This is a genomic window from Actinoplanes siamensis (assembly GCF_016862395.1).
GTDB lineage: Bacteria > Actinomycetota > Actinomycetes > Mycobacteriales > Micromonosporaceae > Actinoplanes > Actinoplanes siamensis.
The window spans coordinates 49,033-64,069 of the sequence record NZ_BOMW01000035.1 but is presented as its reverse complement, the minus strand read 5'-3'; the positions used below and the strand labels follow the sequence as shown (position 1 = coordinate 64,069).

Below are 15,037 nucleotides of genomic sequence, written 5' to 3'. Positions count from 1 at the left end.
GCTGATCCACTCGCTCACGGCGGCGGCGCCGGCCTCCGCGCCCCTCCGCGCGATCCGCTGCGCCGGCTCTGCCCGCTTTGCACCGCTCGCCTCGCGGGCGGATTCCGCTAGCTCAGCTCGGGCGCCTGGGGCTGGCGCGGGGCGACCTCGACCTGGGGTGGCTGCGCCAGCTCCTCGTCCGAGACGCCCATCTCGGCCAGCTTGCGCGCGCTGACCAGCACCCGGGACTCCAGCGAGCCGACCGCCCGGTTGTACGCGGTGACCGCCCCGTTCAGCGACACCCCGAGCCGGCTCACGTGCTCGCCCAGAGTGGACAGCCGGCCGTAGAGCTCGCGCGCCAGGCTGTGCACGGCGACCGCGTTGCCGGTCAGCGTCTCCTGCCGCCAGGAGAACGCGACAGTGCGCAGCATCGCGATCAGCGTGGCCGGGGTGGCCAGCACGACGTCGCGGCGGAACGCGTACTCCATCAGCACCGGATCGCGCTGCAGCGCAGCGTCCAGGAACGGGTCGGCCGGCACGAACAGGACCACGAAGTCGGGGGCGGAGTCGAACGCCGACCAGTACTCCTTCGCCGACAGGGCGTCCACGTGCGCCCGCAGGTGCCGGGCGTGCCGGTCCAGGTGCAGGTCGCGGTCCCGCTCGTCGCGAGCCTCCATGGCGGACAGATAACCCTCCAGCGGCGCCTTCGCGTCCACCACCACGGTCCGGCCGCCGTGCAGCCGGACCACCAGGTCGGGGCGTACCCCCTGACGATCGGTCTCGCCGGTGACCTGCTCGGCGAAGTCGCAGTGCTCCAGCAGGCCGGCCGCCTCCACGATGCGGCGCAGCTGGTGCTCGCCCCAGCGGCCGCGCACCTGCGGCGTGCGCAGCGCCGACACCAGCTGCCGGGTCTCGCCGCGCAGCTCGGTCGAGACCACGCCCATCGCCCGCACCTGCTCGCGCAGCTCCGCGTAGGCGTCGACGCGCTCGTGCTCCAGCTCGGCGACCCGCTGCTCGTAGCGCCGCAGCATGTCCTGCAGCGGGGCGACGGCGCGGGCCACCGCCTCCTGCGACTGGGCGGTCGCCTCATAGGACAGCGCCCGCATCGACTGCTCCAGCCGCTGCTCCCCGTCGCGGGCCGCGGCCACGGTCGCCTCCAGCCGGGCGATGTCGGCCGCGCCCCGGGCGCGGGCGGCCAGCCAGCCCACGGCGGCGCCGGCCGCGAGACAGATCAGGATCACGCCCAGCGTCGAGTACGTCACCACCGCAGATTGCCAGAACGGTGCGACAAGACCATCGGGAGTACCTTGGAAAACATGAACGGCGTGTTGCTCATCCTGGTCATCGTCGCGATCGTCGCCCTGATCGTCGTCGGCGTTCAGCGCGGCGGCGGAAAAGGTCGGCAGACCCAGTTGGAGGACGCCCGCGCCGAGGCGCAGCGCTGGTACGAACGGCTCGGCGGCCAGGTGATGAACCTGCACGCCGACGAGCCGGCCGCGCGTCAGGCGCTGGCCGACGCCGGCGAGCGGTACAACGCCGCCGGTGGTCAGTTGCAGCAGGCCAACACCGTGCGCCAGTTCGAGCTGGCCCGCGAGTCGGCTCTGGAAGGCCTGGCCTATGCGCGGGCCGCCCGCCTGGCGATGGGCCTCGACCCGGGTCCCGACCTGCCCCCGCTGGCCGCGTCGCGGGGTTCCGGGCAGCTCACCCAGGAGCGTGAGGTCAGTGTGCAGGGGCACGCCTACAAGGCGGGACCGCGGCCCGGGCCGGAAACGCCGTACTTCTACCCGGGGGGCCGGGTGCAGGGCCGGCCGGTGCCGGCGGGTTGGTATTCGACCCCGGTCTGGAAGACCGCTCTCGGCGCGGGCGCCGGTGTCCTCGGCGGCATGCTGATCTTCGACGCGCTGTTCTCCCCGGCCTTCGGCGACGTCGGCTACGCCGACGGTTACCAGGACGGCTTCGACGCCGGCAACGACGTCGACGCCAACGGTCTCGGCGACATCAGCGGCAACGATCTCGGTGGCGGCGGGGACGGCGGCGGCTGGGGTGGCGGCGACTGGGGTGGCGGGGACTTCGGTGGCGGGGACTTCGGCGGAGGCGACTTCTGATCCGCCACCCACCACGGCACACCGCTGGCGTCCGGCCCACCGCGCGCGGCTGGCGCCGGGAGCTCCCTCGACCCGTGTGACTTGTCCCTGCCGGCCGGCTCGCCGTGCCTGGCTGGCGCCGGCCGGGAGGTGTCTCCAGCCCCGCGCGCGCCTCTGGCGCCGCCGGCCGCCTGGGCGGCTGGGCGGCTGGGCTCAGGCTGCGACGGTGGCCGGCGTCACCAGGGCTGGGGTGGGCGGACGACGGCGAGCTTCGGGTACGGGTGGAGCCGCCGGGTCAGCTCCCGGCGCAGCGCCCGCGGACTCGGCCAGATCTGCGTCAGGTCGGCCACGAACGCCGGCCCGCGCGCCGTCTCGGTGAGCGCCGGCCAGCCCTCGCCCGAGCCCTGCACCGGGTGCACGGTGTCCATGTCCACCGGCGCCACCTCCAGCACCGTACGCAGGCCGCTGCGCCGCACCGTGATCGCCGCGATGTCCTCCCAGGCGAGCAGCACCGGGTCGCTGCCCTGGGCGGCCAGCTCCAGGCCGCCGGCCGAGATCCGTACCCAGGTGCTCAGCGCGGCGCGCGCGGACAGCGCGTAGAACCCGGCGACCGCGGCGCCGACGACGACGGCCTGCACGGCGGTCACCCACCAGGGGTCGCCGGTGTCCCGGGCGAGCCGCCCCACGATCGGGGAGACCACCAGGTACGACAGCATCAGCACGGTGAACACCGTGACGAACGTCCGGGCGGGCGACGACCGGAACAACACGGTATCCCCGGCGGGCGCCTCCACCTCCTCCGGCGCGATCGGCATGCCTCCTATGGTGGACCGAACCACGGGTTCCGCTCCCGGGATCGCGGCTTTTGCCGCCGGGGACGGCGCCCGCCGTTGCCGAAGCGAACGTGGAGGGCGGAATGACGGGATCGGTCAGCGTCGCGGTGGTGGGCGCGGGCAGCCGCGGCACGATGTACGCACGGGTGGCGGCGGCGAGCGGGCGGGCCCGGGTGGTGGCCGTCGCGGAACCGGACGACGAGCGGCGGGAAAGCTTCGCCGCCGAGTTCGGCCTGCCCCCGGAACGGGCGCACCGGGACTGGCCGGCGCTGCTGGACGGGCCGCGCGCCGCCGACGCGGTGGTCGTGGCAACCCAGGACCGGCTGCACGTGGAGCCGGCCGTGGCGCTGCTCGGGCACGGTTACGACGTGCTGCTGGAGAAGCCGATGGCGCCCACCGAGGAGGGGGCCCGCCGGATCGCCGAGGCGGCCGCGGCCAGCGGGCGGATCTTCGGGGTCTGCCACGTGCTGCGGTACACGCCCTACACAGCGATGGTGCGCGAGCTGATCCGCGACGGCGCGCTCGGCGACGTGATCAACATGCAGCACCTGGAGCCGGTCGGATGGTGGCACCAGGCGCACTCGTTCGTCCGCGGCAACTGGCGCTCCGAAGCCGGCTCCGGACCGATGCTGCTCACCAAGTGCTGCCACGACGTGGACTGGATCATGCACGTGGTCGGGGACGGGGTGGCCCGGGTGTCGTCGTTCGGCGGGCTCGCCCACTTCCGGCCCGAACGGGCGCCGGACGGGTCAGCCGACCGCTGCCTGGACTGCGCGGTCGAGAAGGAGTGCCCCTACTCCGCGAAGCGGCTCTACCTCGGCTGCCTCGGTGACCCGGGCGCGGAACGCTGGCCGCTCGGTCCGGTGACCTCGGACGCCACCGAGGAGGGGGTGCTGCACGCGCTGCGGACCGGACCGTACGGCCGCTGCGTCTACCGGTGCGACAACGACGTGGTGGACCACCAGGTGGTCAACTTCGAGTTCGCCGGCGGCGCCACGGCGACGCTCACGATGACCGCGTTCACGCCGTCCGACGGATTCCGCCGGACCCGTATCTTCGGCAGTCACGGCAGCCTCGAAGGGGACGGCCGGACGCTGACGCTCACCGACTTCCGGGACGGCAGCCAGCGCGTCATCCCGGTGCCGTCCGGTCGCGACGGCACCGCGGCCGGCGGCCACGGCGGCGGGGACGCCGGCCTGGTCGAGGCGTTTCTCTCCGCGGTGCTGACCCGGGACGAGTCGTATCTCGGTTCCGGCGCGGCCGCCAGCCTGGACAGCCACCGGGTGGTCTGGGCGGCCGAACGGGCCCGCCACACCGGAACCGTGATCACGCTGTGACGGCGCTCGGAGCGCGCGGGCGATGACGAGCCCGTGCGCCACACAGCTCACCGCCGAAATCCGCACTCTCGGCAGCGCGAACCCGTACAGCCCGCCCCTCGTGCTCCGGTGCGCCGGCCGTCACGACCCCGCTGCCGTCTCGTGCTCCAGCAGCCACGACTTCACCGGCAGCCCCCACCGGTAGCCGCCCAGCGAGCCGTCGGTCCGCAACACCCGGTGACACGGCACGATCAGGGCCACCGCGTTGCGCGCGCAGGCCATGGCCGCCGCCCGGATCGCCGCCGGGCGGCCGGCCAGCTCCGCATAGTGCGTGTAAGTGACCGGATCGCCCGGTTTGATATCGCGCATCACCTGCCAGGCGTGAGCCATGAACGGCCCGCCGGTGTGCTGCTCCACCGGCACCGCGTCCAGCGCCAGCAGATCGCCGGCGAAATACGCCCGCACCGCGGCGCGGGCCGGACCGACGTCGTCGGCCGGCTCGGTGGGCTCCACCAGCGACGGGTGCATGAGCCGGACCAACCCCGGCACGTCGGTGGTGAAACCGGATGCGCGAACCGCGCCGGAATCCGCGACCAGCATGGTGAACGGGCCGGCCGGGGTGTCCATCGTCGAGTGACGCAACATGTTCCTCAGCTCCTTGTGTCGGGGGTTCAGCCTGGCGGATCCGCTTCGGGCGCGGGCGAATTTCCTCGCCGCTTGTGGACAACGGAACCGCCTGTGGATAACGCCTTTGGGCGGGGATGGGCGGGGTAGGTTCGTGGGCGGGGCGCTTCGGTGCGCGAACGTCTGCGGCCGGATCCTTTGCCGGTCATGGCGTTGCCGAGCCGTCCGACCCAGCCGCCTCTCACGGCCGGCTGGACCGGGCCGGCGCTCCCGCTGGCCCCGGCGTGCGCGTGACCACCGTGTGCGCCAGCGCGGTGGGTCGGAGTGGGGCTGGTGGTGGTGTCGGCGTGCGCATGACCACCATGAGCACCAGCCGGAAGCGCCGGACCTGAGCCGATCGCCATCGGATCAGGCCGCTCGCCACAGACGGATCAGTGCATACGAGCGCCAGGGACGCCAACGCTCGGCATGCACGGCGAGCGCCTTCGCCGCATCGGGCAGTCCGAGCACGGCAGCGCCGCGGCGGGCGGCCAGGTCGGTGGCGAGGAAGACGTCCGGGTCGCCGATCGCGCGCATCGCGACATAACCTGCGGTCCACGGCCCGATGCCGGGGATCTCCAGCAGGCGGGCGATGGTGTCGTCGCGGTCGGCGCCGGGCTCGAGGTTGAGCTTGCCGTCGGCGACGGTACCGGCCAGCGCGCGGATGGTGGCGCGCCGTGCCGCCGGCATGCCGAAGGCGGAGTCCGGCAGCTCGGCGATGATCTCGGCCGGCGGAAATCCGGTCAATTGGTTGGTGGTGGCGGGGGCGGGGGCGGGGCCCGAAGGGCCAAGACCATCACCCGCCCCGAACCCACGATCAACCGCCCCCCGAACGATCCGCCCCAACGTAGCCCGAGCCCCCGGAACACTCACCTGCTGCCCGACCACGGCCCGCACCGCCATCTCGAACCCGTCCACCGCCCGCGGTACCCGCACCCCGGGCTCCGCCCGGACCCGGTCGGTCAGCGCCGGATCCGCGCCCAACGTCGCGTCCACCGCGTCCGGATCGGCGTCCAGATCGAACAGCCGCCGGCACCGCGCCACCGCCGGCGCCAGATCCCGCACATCACTGAGCCGCAGGGTCGCGGCCACCCAGCGTTCCCCGGGCCGCAGCGCGACGCTGGCGGTCCCGTGGGGCAGGATCAGACTGCGGCGGTACGTCGTACCGTCCACCTCGTCCACACCCGGCAACGTCCGCGCGGCCAGGAATTCCAGTAGCGACGACGCGTGCAGCGGCGCCCGGTACGCGAGCCGCAGGTTGATCACCCCGGCTTCGCCCCGGGCCACCGGCCGCCGTTCGCGCAACCGGCTCGGCGACTGCGCGTACACCTCGAGCATCGTGTCGTTGAACTGTCGCACGCTGCCGAACCCGGCCGCGAACGCGATCTCGGCGAGCCCCAGGTCCGTCGTCTCCACCAGGATCCGGGCGGTCTGCGCGCGCTGTGCCCGGGCTAGCGCCAGTGGTCCCGCGCCGAGTTCCGCGGTGAGCATCCGGTTCAGGTGGCGCTCGGTGTATCCGAGGCGCGCGGCCAGGCCGGTCACGCCTTCCCGGTCGACGACGCCGTCCCCGATGAGCCGCATCGCCCGTCCGACCGTGTCGGCTCGCGCGTCCCACTCCGGCGACCCGGGCGCGGCGTCCGGGCGGCAGCGCCGGCAGGCCCGGAAGCCACCGCGCTGGGCGGCGGCCGCGCTCATGTAGAACGTGACGTTCTCGCGCTTCGGGGTGACGGCGGGGCAGGACGGCCGGCAGTAGATCCCGGTGGTGCGTACGGCCGTGTAGAAGCATCCGTCGAACCGCTGGTCACGGCTGTCGACGGCGCGGTAGCAGCGCTCGAAGTCCAGCTCCATGCCCCGAGTCTGCTCTTCGGGCAGTGCCGTCGGCTGGCGGGTTTCGGACATGACCGTGCGAGCCACTGTCAACCGTGGTTGACGAGCCGAGGGGCTGTCAACTACGGTTGACGATATGGAGACTTTGGCTGTGACGGACATCCGGTGGCGGGTCGTCGGTGGCGGAGGCCCCAAGGTCGTGCTGCTGCACGGCGGTCTGCAGAGCTCGGCGAACTTCACGACACTGGCCGGCCTGCTGGCCCGCGACTTCACCGTCTACGTCCCGGACCGGCGCGGCCGCGGGCTCAGCGGGCCGGCCGCCGCCGGGCACGGGTTGCGGGCCGAGATCGACGATCTGGCCGCGGTGCTCGACGAGACCGGGGCACGCAACGTGTTCGGGCTCAGCTCCGGGGCGGTCGTCGCGCTGCGCGCGGCGCTGGAGTTGCCGATCGAGCGCCTCGCGCTCTACGAGCCGCCGCTCAAGCACGGCGGGCACGACCCGGTCGCCTGGCTTTCCCGGTACGAGCGGGAGCTGTCCCAGGGCCGCACCGGCGCCGCGTTCGCCACGGTGGTGAAGGGCACGGGCGGCGCCCGGTTCGTGCCCCGGGCGGCCATGCTCCCACTCGCCGGGCTGGCCGTGCGGAATCCGGAGATCGCGGCGCTGGTGCCGACCATGCGGCTGGACGCGGCGGTGGTCGAGGACGCGGCCGGGCCGCTGAGCACGTATGCGGGCGTGACGGCGGAGACGCTGTTGCTCGGCGGGGACCGCTCCCCGTCGTACCTCACCTCGGTCCTGGACGGCCTCGAGCCGGTCCTGCCGAGAGCGTCCCGGACGACCTTGACCGGCGTCGGGCATCTCGCCGCGGACAACAGTGGCCGGCCCGCCCTGGTCGCCGCGGAACTGCGGCGGTTCTTCGGATCGCGCAACCCGTAGACTGGCGTTCCGTGAGCCTCACCATCGGAATCGTCGGCCTGCCCAACGTCGGCAAGAGCACCCTGTTCAATGCCCTGACCAAGAACGACGTGCTCGCCGCGAACTACCCGTTCGCGACGATCGAGCCCAACGTCGGCGTGGTCGGGCTGCCCGACGAGCGGCTGGGGAAGCTCGCCGAGCTGTTCGGCAGCGAGAAGATCCTGCCCGCGCCGGTGAGCTTCGTCGACATCGCGGGCCTGGTCCGGGGTGCGTCCAAGGGCCAGGGGCGGGGCAACGCGTTCCTCGCGAACATCCGCGACGCGTCGGCGATCTGCCAGGTGGTGCGTGCCTTCTCGGACCCGAACGTGCTGCACGTCGACGGCAAGGTGTCGCCGGCCGACGACATCGAGACGATCAACACCGAGCTGATCCTGGCCGACCTGCAGACGGTCGAGAAGGCGCTGCCCCGCCTGCAGAAGGAAGCGAAGCTCAAGAAGGAGAAGGCGGCCGCCGTGGCTGCCGCGGAGGCCGCGTTCAAGCTGCTCAACGACGGTGTGACGCTGTACCGGGGAGCGGCCTCGGCGGGGATCGACCTGACGCTGCTGGGCGAGCTGCACCTGCTCACCACGAAGCCCTTCCTGTACGTCTTCAACGTGGACGAGGCCGAGCTGGGCAACGCGGCGTTCCTCGACGAGCTCCGTGCCCTGGTCGCCCCGGCCGAAGCCGTGTTCATGGACGCGAAGATCGAGTCCGAGCTGATCGAGCTGGACGAGGAGGAGGCCCTGGAGCTGCTGCAGTCCACCGGCCAGTCCGAGCCCGGCCTGAACCGGCTGATCCGGGTCGGCTTCGAGACCCTGGGCCTGCAGACCTACCTGACCGCCGGCCCGAAGGAGGCCCGGGCCTGGGTCATCCCGGTCGGCGCCACCGCGCCCGAGGCCGCCGGCGTCATCCACTCCGACTTCCAGCGCGGCTTCATCAAGGCCGAGATCGTCAGCTTCGACGACCTGATCGCGGCCGGCTCGATGAACGCGGCCAAGGCCGCCGGCAAGGTCCGCATGGAGGGCAAGGACTACATCATGAAGGACGGCGACGTCGTCGAGTTCCGCTTCAACGTGTAGTTCCGGGGGATCAGGCCAGGTCAGACGACCTTCCGGGGGCCGCCAGTCCGCAGAGAGTCCGCAAGCGTCTGAGTCATCAGTGAATCCGCGGCCTTGCGAGTGCGGTCCTCGGCGGTCGGCCAGAGGTGCGCGTACGTGGTCAGCGTGGTGGTCGGCTTCGCGTGGCCGAGTGCCTTCTGGACGGTCACCACGTCGCACCCCTCGGCGATCAGGCCGCTGGCGTAGAAGTGGCCCGCGAGCAGCTCGGCGACCGCCTCGACCTGGCCGACCCCAACGCCGTGACCCAGCTCCGGCCCGCCCAGATGGCCACGTGGGGCGCCGCCCGTGAGTACGCGCACCGCGCCGAGCTGGTCGCCCAGTGCTGGCTTGTCGTCGCCCAGGTCGGCCGGCTCGCCAACGTCCACCACGACAAGCGCCCCCTGGTGCTCGCCGACCTCACCGCCGAGCAGCTGGCCGAGCTGGGCTACCGACCCAAGGCCGAGGCCGTGATCGAGGCCGGGCACAGGCTCAGCCTCGCCAGCCCGCAGGAGTTCGCCGCCCGCTGCCAGCGCGTCGACGAGCAACGGCGGCAGGCGGCAGCCGCAGCCGAGGCCGCGAACAACGCCGCGCTCACCGGGCGGCGCGCAGTCGCGTAGCAAGCGAGGGGTGGGCAGGGTCCCCCCGGGCCCACCCCTCCCGCTGTGTCCCGGCTTAGGCGCAATCTCTCTCCGGGCTTTTTCCGCCAAGCAGGGGGACCCGCTGGGTTGGCCGCCGCTGGCCTGGCGGGGTGCGGTGGTGGGCCGGTGGTGGCCCTTCCGGCAGGGAAGCACTCAGCGGGCCGAACTGTAGTGCCCGTGCGTTCTTGCAGTTCACGGCCCTGTTTCGTTACAACGGATCCCCGGAAGCTAGCTCTCTTGCGGTTCCGCGTCAGGCACCCAGACTTCTCGGCCCGGCCCGCTGCCCGTGTCGTACCAAAGCACTTCGCCGGGTCTGCCGTCGGCGCTCATCCGCGGCGAGACGACCACGTACGACGGCGGCTCGTCATCCTCGTACGGTTCGGGCTGGGCCGTCATCCTGCCTCCTTCGGTCTCCCTGGGGTGCCTCACGAGGCCCGCCGGGAGGGCACCTCGGGCCGCCGGTACGAGCCTCGATCGTTGCGAGGTCGGGGAGCCGTGGCATCTCCAACCCACCGCAGACCGTGGATCTGCACGAAGATGGAGCGTCGTTCGACTGCGTCGCCGGCCGAGTTGAGCTGGTACCCGTCGAGCCAGATCCAGCCCTGGTAGGTGGTCCAGTCGCTGTGCACCCGGATGACCCGGAACTGGAACGGCTCGGCAAACTGCACGCTCGCTAGGCGGGTGATCGCCAGCACGTCGCCTGACCGGGGGATCCTCACGCCGTCACCTCGCTCCAGTGGTCGCAGCTCAGCGGCTCGTCCAGCTGAGCTTCCACGTGGGCGAGCGGCCGGCCGAAGCAGCGCCAACGCAGGTCGGCGAAGCTGGCGCCGGGGAGCATCCGGGCGACCTCGTCGAACGCCCGCCAGAGCGCGGCGCTGAGCGGCAGCCCGGTCCCGTGGTCGGCGACCAGCGCGTCCACGGCCGGGTCGCAGGGCCAGTCCGCATCACACGTGCCACAGGTCGCGTCGGGCCAGGTCGGCCGATGGACCCCATGCGCCGCGTGCTGCTTCTCCACGGCTGACCACCTCCGCCAGGACCGCTCCGGGGGGCCAGCGCGACGGGTCCGGCTGCATCTTCCACGGACGGCTCGACGAACCGGCCCGCCGCGCTGGGCAGCGGCAGGCAAAGACCGAGCTAGGGACTTCCGCCCGCCGCTGCTGATGCGACGGGTCGGTCATCAGATGCACGGGTATGTGACCTCAACCCGGCACCCTCGATCGCCGTCGCTGCACACAAGGGTGATCGAGAGCACACGGGGAGTGAAGGTACAGCGTGGGTTAGTTCGTCCAGAGATCATCCGGTTCTAACCCGCTACGTACTACTCCGTCGAAGGTCGCTCGGTAGCGCCGCCTGCGGGGTCGGCTCCCACCAGGGCGGTGAGCTTCGCCAGGTCATCGGACATTGCGCGCCTGCGCGACGCCGCGAGCTTGTCGACCAGGCCCCGCGCATACCGCTGCTGCCTCATCCATGTTGGGGCGGTCCGGCCCAGGTCTAGCAGCACGTCACCGGCCCGCACGTTGCCCGCGCTGGTGCCAAGCTCAAGGTGCGCCCACGCGACGTCCAGGCGGTGCCGGTTCCGGCAGCTCGGCGTGGGCACGGCAGACGGGTCCACGTGAGCGGCGAGCTCCAGCGCCAAGCCGGGATCGCCGGCCACCACCGCCGCCTCGGTGCGCATCATCTGGACCTTGGGCACGCTGAAGCCGCCCATCTCGATGCTGTCGTGCCGGGTAGGCGGTAGCTGACCAATCCGGGCCGCGGCTGCCGTCGCGGTGTCGAGCATCTCGGTCACCCGGTCCGGCTGGTTGTCCCGCGCCGCGGCGCCGCTTGCGTACAGCAGCAGCCAGCCCCAGTTGGCCAGCTCGACGGGTGTGGAGCGCGAGAATCGCGGCTCCACCATGTCTGCGGTCCTCACGGCCAGCTCCGCGGCGTCAGCGAAACGGCCCTCGCGGGTAAGGAGCCAGCACATCGTCCCGACCGCGGTGGCGCCGGCCCCGGTCGGATCCGAGGACTGCTCCGCGGCGTCCAGCGCCCCGGACAGGGCGATGTGGGCCAGGTCGAGCCGGCGCACCTGCAACAGGGTCTTGCCCGCGATCCGGTACGCGGCGGAGAGGAGCCCGTAGGCGTCCCCCTGGGCCTCGCCGGAGGTTTCCCGGGCGAGGTGCCGAGCCTCGCGCAGCAGGAGCGGCAGAGCCTGCAGGGTGCCGCGGTAGTCGTCGTGGTGGTAGAGCTCGTCCGTGTAGCGCACCGAGGCTCGCAGGGCGTCCGGCGTCACGGGCCCTTCGAGGTCGTCGCCGACGAAGATCCCGCCGAGGCCTCGCGCCGGGGTGAGGACGCGTCGCACATCCAAGAGCCCGAGCTCGTCGTCGTCCGGCTCCCGGCGCACCGTGGCTTCGGTCGCGTCGCCCAGAAGCCTGCTGGTTGGGACGCCCAAGGGGCGGGCGAGCGCGTGCAGCGTGGTCATCCGCGGCGAGTTGCGTTCGCCGCGCTCCAGCTTCCGGATCAGCTCGACGGAGATGCCACTGGCCTCGGCCAGGCCTTCCTGGGTCAGCGGAACGGCCTTGCGGAGACGGGCAACGGTTTCACCAATGGTCGGCATGGTGACTCCCTGGTAGAGGGCAGGGTGCGGCGGCCGGCCTCTACTCCGGCCGCCACAGTCGACGGTAGCGCGCCGCCGGTGGCACGAACATGACACCGGCTCTGACCTGCACATTGCCACCGTTGACACCGGGGCCCCGATGGGGGAGGGGAGGGGTTCTGGATCTTGCTGCGGAGGTAACGCGGTGTACCTGTTGGAGCTCTTGGCGGACCGCGCGCGGGGGGCTGGGGGTCTAAAGGGAATCGGCCTCCAACCGCTCCATTGGAGTAGTTGGAGGCCCGATTTGGAGCTGTTGGCGATCATCCCGTGTACGTCTTGGAGCTATCGCCGCCCGTCCGTCTGGTCGGCGAGGCGCCGCAGTCTCTTGGCCAGCAGGCGCATCTGGTCTGGGGTCAACTCGACATCCTCCGCGATCCGCCCCACCTCGAGGACGCCGACCGTCTCGCTCCCGCCGGTCTCCCGGTAGTCCCGGCGCTCCAGCCAGAACCCGAGCTCGCGGGGCTCGCCCGTGCACGCCCCCACCACGATCACCGATTGCGGGAAGCTGGAGTGGTTGCGCTCCTGCATCCGCTCGCCCCCGTCGTAGTGCTCGGTGCACCACTCCGGGCACCGGGCAACCACCGCGGCGGCGCGCCACTGCACCAGCTGGTTGAAGCGGTACCGCCAGCCGTTCGTCTTCTCGTCGTCGCACTGGTCGGTGAAGACGGTCACCTGGTCGGCGTCGGCGAAGACGACCAGGCCCCGGATGGTCTGCCAGCCGTCCTCGGTCTTCACCTGCGTGTCGACGCGCAGAAACTGCGCCTGGATCCAGGTGACCCGCGGCGCCTTCACCGCTGGCCGCCGTCGATCAGGTCGGCCACACGCGCCAGCTCGGCCGCCAGGGCGCGGGCCTCGCGAGCTTCAACGTCTGATTCCGGCCCGACGTCCGCCCCGGAATCGGGGCGGACTCGTCCACTCGACCTCCCATCGCGCCGCCTCGCAACCCGCACGCGTGTTCACGTCCACGAGGATGGACAGCGCCTGATGGTCACCGCGCTAGAGGCGAACGGGGGAAATCGCGACCCCTGCCGTCTTCCGGCGCGGTGGCGCGGACGCCTGGGCGCTAGCGTGGCCAAGCGTGGGCACCAGGCGTCGGCTCTACACCACCGGGGACATCGCTGACCGGCTCGGTGTCAGCAGGCAGCGCGCCTACGTCCTCGCCAACCGGCACGGCTTCCCGGAGCCCTTCGACGACCTGCCGGGCGGATCGGTGTGGCTCGTCGAGGACGTCGAGGCATGGATCAGGGCGAACCGGGAAACCCGCGCCCAGGATCCGGGCGAGCGATGAAGCGTGATTCCGCGAGTACGAGGGTGCCGCTTTCCCGAAGGATGTTCAGGGTTCCGCGTGAGTGATAAGGACGGGACGCTCCCGCGCCGGTAAAGGGACACGGGAATGGTTGCGGAAACATTCTGTGAATGACTGCCAGAATGGGGTGTGATCAACTGCGGGGAGCGGGTAGCTCGTGTCGTTTCCGAAGTTCTCGCGCCCGCGGTGCTGGTGGCCGGGCTGCTGCTGGCCGTGGGCTGGCACGCCGGGGAGACGCCCGGCGTCTCGCGCTGGTGGGGGCTGCCGGGGGCGATCTTCGCGGCCGTCATCCCGCTGGGCTACGTGCTGCACGGGGTACGCACCGGCCGCCTCACCGACCACCACATCCCGGACCGGGCCGCCCGGCGGGTGCCGCTGCTGTTCGGGATGGCCTCGCTGACCGCGGGGCTGATGCTGCTGGTGCTGCTCGGCGCGCCCCGGGAGGTGCTCGCGCTGCTCGTCGCGGGCGGGGCCGGGCTGGTGGTCTTCGCGCTGGTCACGCACTGGTGGAAGATGTCCATCCACGCCGGGGTGGCGGCCGGGGCGCTGGCCACGATGACCGCGATCCACGGGCCGGTGGCGCTGCTCGCGACGCCGCTGGTGGTGCTCGGCGGCTGGGCCCGGGTGAGACTGACCGCACACACCCCGGCGCAGGTGGTGGTCGGCGCGCTGGCCGGTGCGACAGTGGCCGGCACGATCTTTCCCGCCCTGCGTTGACGAGGACCGGTGCCGATGGACTGGACGATTGCGGAACGGCCGTGGGACGACCCGGCCGGCGCGGCCCTGCGGCGGGCTCAGCGGGCCGAGCTCGACGCCCGCTACGGCTCGGACGACCACGAGCCCGGCGGGGCGCCGCAGGCGTCCGAGATCGACATCTTCCTGGTCGCGGAGCGTGCCGGTGAGGCGCTCGGGTGCGGGGCCTTGCGCCGGCTGGACGCGAACAGCGCCGAGATCAAGCGGATGTACGTCACGCCCGCCAGCCGGGGCTCCGGGGTGTCCACGGCGATCCTGCGCGCGCTGGAGGCCGCGGCGAGGGAGCGCGGCTGGACGACGATGCGCCTGGAGACCGGCTCGGAACAGCCCGAGGCGATCCGCTTCTACCAGCGTGAGGGCTATCGCGAGATCCCGCTGTTCGGCAAGTACGTGGGCTCGCCGATCTCCCGCTGCTTCGAGAGGTCCCTGACGTAGGGCCTGTTCCGCGGGCAGGGGCTAGGTGTCGGTGGCCATGGCGGAGAACGCCGCCGCCAGCCGATCGAGGTCCAGCTCGCCCAGGTGGTCGAAGATGTGCCGGCGCACGCTGGCCAGGTGTGTCGGCCAGGCCTCCCGCAGGCGTTCCAGCCCCGCCTCGGTGAGCACGGCGTTCGCCCCGCGGGCGTCCTCCTCGCACCGGATCCGTTTCAGGTAGCCGAGCGACTCCAGCTTCGCCGCCAGCCGGGTCATCCCGCTCAGTGACATATCGCACGCCGCGGCCAGCTCGCTCATCCGCATCCGCCCGTCCGGCGTCTCCGAGAGGTGTCGCAGCACCGAGTACTCGCTTGCCGACATGCGCTGCTCGCGTTCCAGATCGGCGTCCAGCGCCCGTGGCACGACCAGCAGGAACCGGCCCAGCGCGCGCATCACCGCTTCCTCCGCCGGGCTCAGGGGGTCGAGGGGTCCGGGTGGTGGCATGCCTTGATCGTACGGCGGTCCCGCGCCCGTCCCGCGGTG

General features: G+C 72.2%; 17 protein-coding genes. 8 read left to right on the top strand and 9 right to left on the bottom strand.

The genetic code is table 11. The annotated features are described in order from the left end of the window. Positions 1-107: 107 nt before the first annotated feature. Positions 108-1,241 carry a DNA recombination protein RmuC gene (locus Asi03nite_RS19380; RefSeq protein ID WP_203681597.1) on the bottom strand — a complete coding sequence of 378 codons (1,134 nt, stop codon included), beginning with the start codon at positions 1,239-1,241 and terminating at the stop codon, positions 108-110. 54 nt (positions 1,242-1,295) lie between these two features. Here Asi03nite_RS19380 and Asi03nite_RS19375 point away from each other — a divergent pair, with 54 nt between their 5' ends. Further along, positions 1,296-2,084, top strand: a complete 789-nt coding sequence (locus Asi03nite_RS19375; protein ID WP_203681595.1) for a hypothetical protein — start codon at positions 1,296-1,298, stop codon at positions 2,082-2,084. Positions 2,085-2,299: 215 nt separating this feature from the next. On the opposite strand, the gene Asi03nite_RS19370 is transcribed toward Asi03nite_RS19375, so the two are convergent. After that, positions 2,300-2,878, bottom strand: a complete 579-nt coding sequence (locus tag Asi03nite_RS19370) for a hypothetical protein (protein WP_203681594.1) — start codon at positions 2,876-2,878, stop codon at positions 2,300-2,302. Between the two features lie 101 nt (positions 2,879-2,979). Between Asi03nite_RS19370 and Asi03nite_RS19365 the strand changes: the two genes are divergently transcribed. Next, positions 2,980-4,233 carry a Gfo/Idh/MocA family protein gene (locus Asi03nite_RS19365; RefSeq protein WP_203681592.1) on the top strand — a complete coding sequence of 418 codons (1,254 nt, stop codon included), beginning with the start codon at positions 2,980-2,982 and terminating at the stop codon, positions 4,231-4,233. Positions 4,234-4,353: 120 nt separating this feature from the next. Here the strand turns inward: Asi03nite_RS19365 and Asi03nite_RS19360 are convergent, their stop codons facing one another. Next, a complete protein-coding gene (locus Asi03nite_RS19360) occupies positions 4,354-4,857 on the bottom strand; it encodes a methylated-DNA--[protein]-cysteine S-methyltransferase (protein WP_203681590.1) in 504 nt (167 codons plus the stop codon). 387 nt (positions 4,858-5,244) lie between these two features. Continuing rightward, complete coding sequence (locus Asi03nite_RS19355; RefSeq protein ID WP_203681588.1) at positions 5,245-6,723, bottom strand: AlkA N-terminal domain-containing protein; 1,479 nt, start codon at positions 6,721-6,723, stop codon at positions 5,245-5,247. Between the two features lie 115 nt (positions 6,724-6,838). Between Asi03nite_RS19355 and Asi03nite_RS19350 the strand changes: the two genes are divergently transcribed. The 3 genes from Asi03nite_RS19350 (at position 6,839) to Asi03nite_RS19340 (ending at position 9,368) form a co-directional block, all read left to right on the top strand. Next, the gene (locus Asi03nite_RS19350; RefSeq protein WP_203681586.1) at positions 6,839-7,636 is read left to right on the top strand and encodes an alpha/beta fold hydrolase; all 798 of its coding nucleotides are present in this window, start codon (positions 6,839-6,841) and stop codon (positions 7,634-7,636) included. An 11-nt stretch (positions 7,637-7,647) separates the two neighbouring features. Next, positions 7,648-8,733 carry a redox-regulated ATPase YchF gene (gene ychF / locus Asi03nite_RS19345; protein WP_203681584.1) on the top strand — a complete coding sequence of 362 codons (1,086 nt, stop codon included), beginning with the start codon at positions 7,648-7,650 and terminating at the stop codon, positions 8,731-8,733. Positions 8,734-8,894: 161 nt separating this feature from the next. Continuing rightward, entirely contained in the window at positions 8,895-9,368 is a 474-nt protein-coding gene (locus Asi03nite_RS19340) for a hypothetical protein (protein WP_203681582.1), read from the top strand. 446 nt (positions 9,369-9,814) lie between these two features. Here Asi03nite_RS19340 and Asi03nite_RS19335 read toward each other — a convergent pair whose 3' ends face one another. From Asi03nite_RS19335 to Asi03nite_RS19320, 4 genes are all read right to left on the bottom strand, one after another. Next, complete coding sequence (locus Asi03nite_RS19335; RefSeq protein WP_203681580.1) at positions 9,815-10,108, bottom strand: hypothetical protein; 294 nt, start codon at positions 10,106-10,108, stop codon at positions 9,815-9,817. Beyond that, positions 10,105-10,404, bottom strand: a complete 300-nt coding sequence (locus Asi03nite_RS19330) for a hypothetical protein (RefSeq protein WP_203681578.1) — start codon at positions 10,402-10,404, stop codon at positions 10,105-10,107. The genes Asi03nite_RS19335 and Asi03nite_RS19330 overlap by 4 nt, the downstream gene beginning before the upstream one ends. Positions 10,405-10,707: 303 nt before the next feature. Continuing rightward, positions 10,708-11,985 (bottom strand): helix-turn-helix domain-containing protein, encoded by a 1,278-nt coding sequence (locus tag Asi03nite_RS19325; RefSeq protein WP_203681576.1) that lies wholly within the window; start codon positions 11,983-11,985, stop codon positions 10,708-10,710. Positions 11,986-12,306: 321 nt separating this feature from the next. Next, positions 12,307-12,816, bottom strand: coding sequence for a DUF6907 domain-containing protein (locus Asi03nite_RS19320; protein WP_203681574.1), 510 nt, complete (start codon positions 12,814-12,816; stop codon positions 12,307-12,309). 286 nt (positions 12,817-13,102) lie between these two features. On the opposite strand from Asi03nite_RS19320, the gene Asi03nite_RS19315 reads away from it, so the two are divergent. The 3 genes from Asi03nite_RS19315 to Asi03nite_RS19305 all read left to right on the top strand — a co-directional run bounded on the left by Asi03nite_RS19315 (position 13,103) and on the right by Asi03nite_RS19305 (position 14,518). After that, entirely contained in the window at positions 13,103-13,312 is a 210-nt protein-coding gene (locus tag Asi03nite_RS19315) for a helix-turn-helix transcriptional regulator (RefSeq protein WP_203681572.1), read from the top strand. A 147-nt stretch (positions 13,313-13,459) separates the two neighbouring features. Further along, positions 13,460-14,047, top strand: a complete 588-nt coding sequence (locus Asi03nite_RS19310) for a phosphoesterase PA-phosphatase (RefSeq protein ID WP_203681570.1) — start codon at positions 13,460-13,462, stop codon at positions 14,045-14,047. A gap of 15 nt (positions 14,048-14,062) precedes the next feature. Next, a complete protein-coding gene (locus Asi03nite_RS19305) occupies positions 14,063-14,518 on the top strand; it encodes a GNAT family N-acetyltransferase (protein ID WP_203681568.1) in 456 nt (151 codons plus the stop codon). Between the two features lie 21 nt (positions 14,519-14,539). Here the strand turns inward: Asi03nite_RS19305 and Asi03nite_RS19300 are convergent, their stop codons facing one another. Further along, a complete protein-coding gene (locus Asi03nite_RS19300) occupies positions 14,540-14,998 on the bottom strand; it encodes a MarR family winged helix-turn-helix transcriptional regulator (RefSeq protein ID WP_239102781.1) in 459 nt (152 codons plus the stop codon). Between the last annotated feature and the right edge of the window lie 39 nt (positions 14,999-15,037).

What these genes read in the sequence shown, in the direction of transcription:
- Asi03nite_RS19375 (WP_203681595.1), top strand. Translation starts at nt 1,296, where the DNA reads ATGAACGGCGTGTTGCTCATCCTGGTCATCGTCGCGATCGTCGCCCTG.
- Asi03nite_RS19370 (WP_203681594.1), bottom strand. Translation starts at nt 2,878, where the DNA reads ATGCCGATCGCGCCGGAGGAGGTGGAGGCGCCCGCCGGGGATACCGTG.
- Asi03nite_RS19365 (WP_203681592.1), top strand. Translation starts at nt 2,980, where the DNA reads ATGACGGGATCGGTCAGCGTCGCGGTGGTGGGCGCGGGCAGCCGCGGC.
- Asi03nite_RS19360 (WP_203681590.1), bottom strand. Translation starts at nt 4,857, where the DNA reads ATGTTGCGTCACTCGACGATGGACACCCCGGCCGGCCCGTTCACCATG.
- Asi03nite_RS19355 (WP_203681588.1), bottom strand. Translation starts at nt 6,723, where the DNA reads ATGGAGCTGGACTTCGAGCGCTGCTACCGCGCCGTCGACAGCCGTGAC.
- Asi03nite_RS19350 (WP_203681586.1), top strand. Translation starts at nt 6,839, where the DNA reads ATGGAGACTTTGGCTGTGACGGACATCCGGTGGCGGGTCGTCGGTGGC.
- Asi03nite_RS19325 (WP_203681576.1), bottom strand. Translation starts at nt 11,985, where the DNA reads ATGCCGACCATTGGTGAAACCGTTGCCCGTCTCCGCAAGGCCGTTCCG.
- Asi03nite_RS19305 (WP_203681568.1), top strand. Translation starts at nt 14,063, where the DNA reads ATGGACTGGACGATTGCGGAACGGCCGTGGGACGACCCGGCCGGCGCG.
- Asi03nite_RS19300 (WP_239102781.1), bottom strand. Translation starts at nt 14,998, where the DNA reads ATGCCACCACCCGGACCCCTCGACCCCCTGAGCCCGGCGGAGGAAGCG.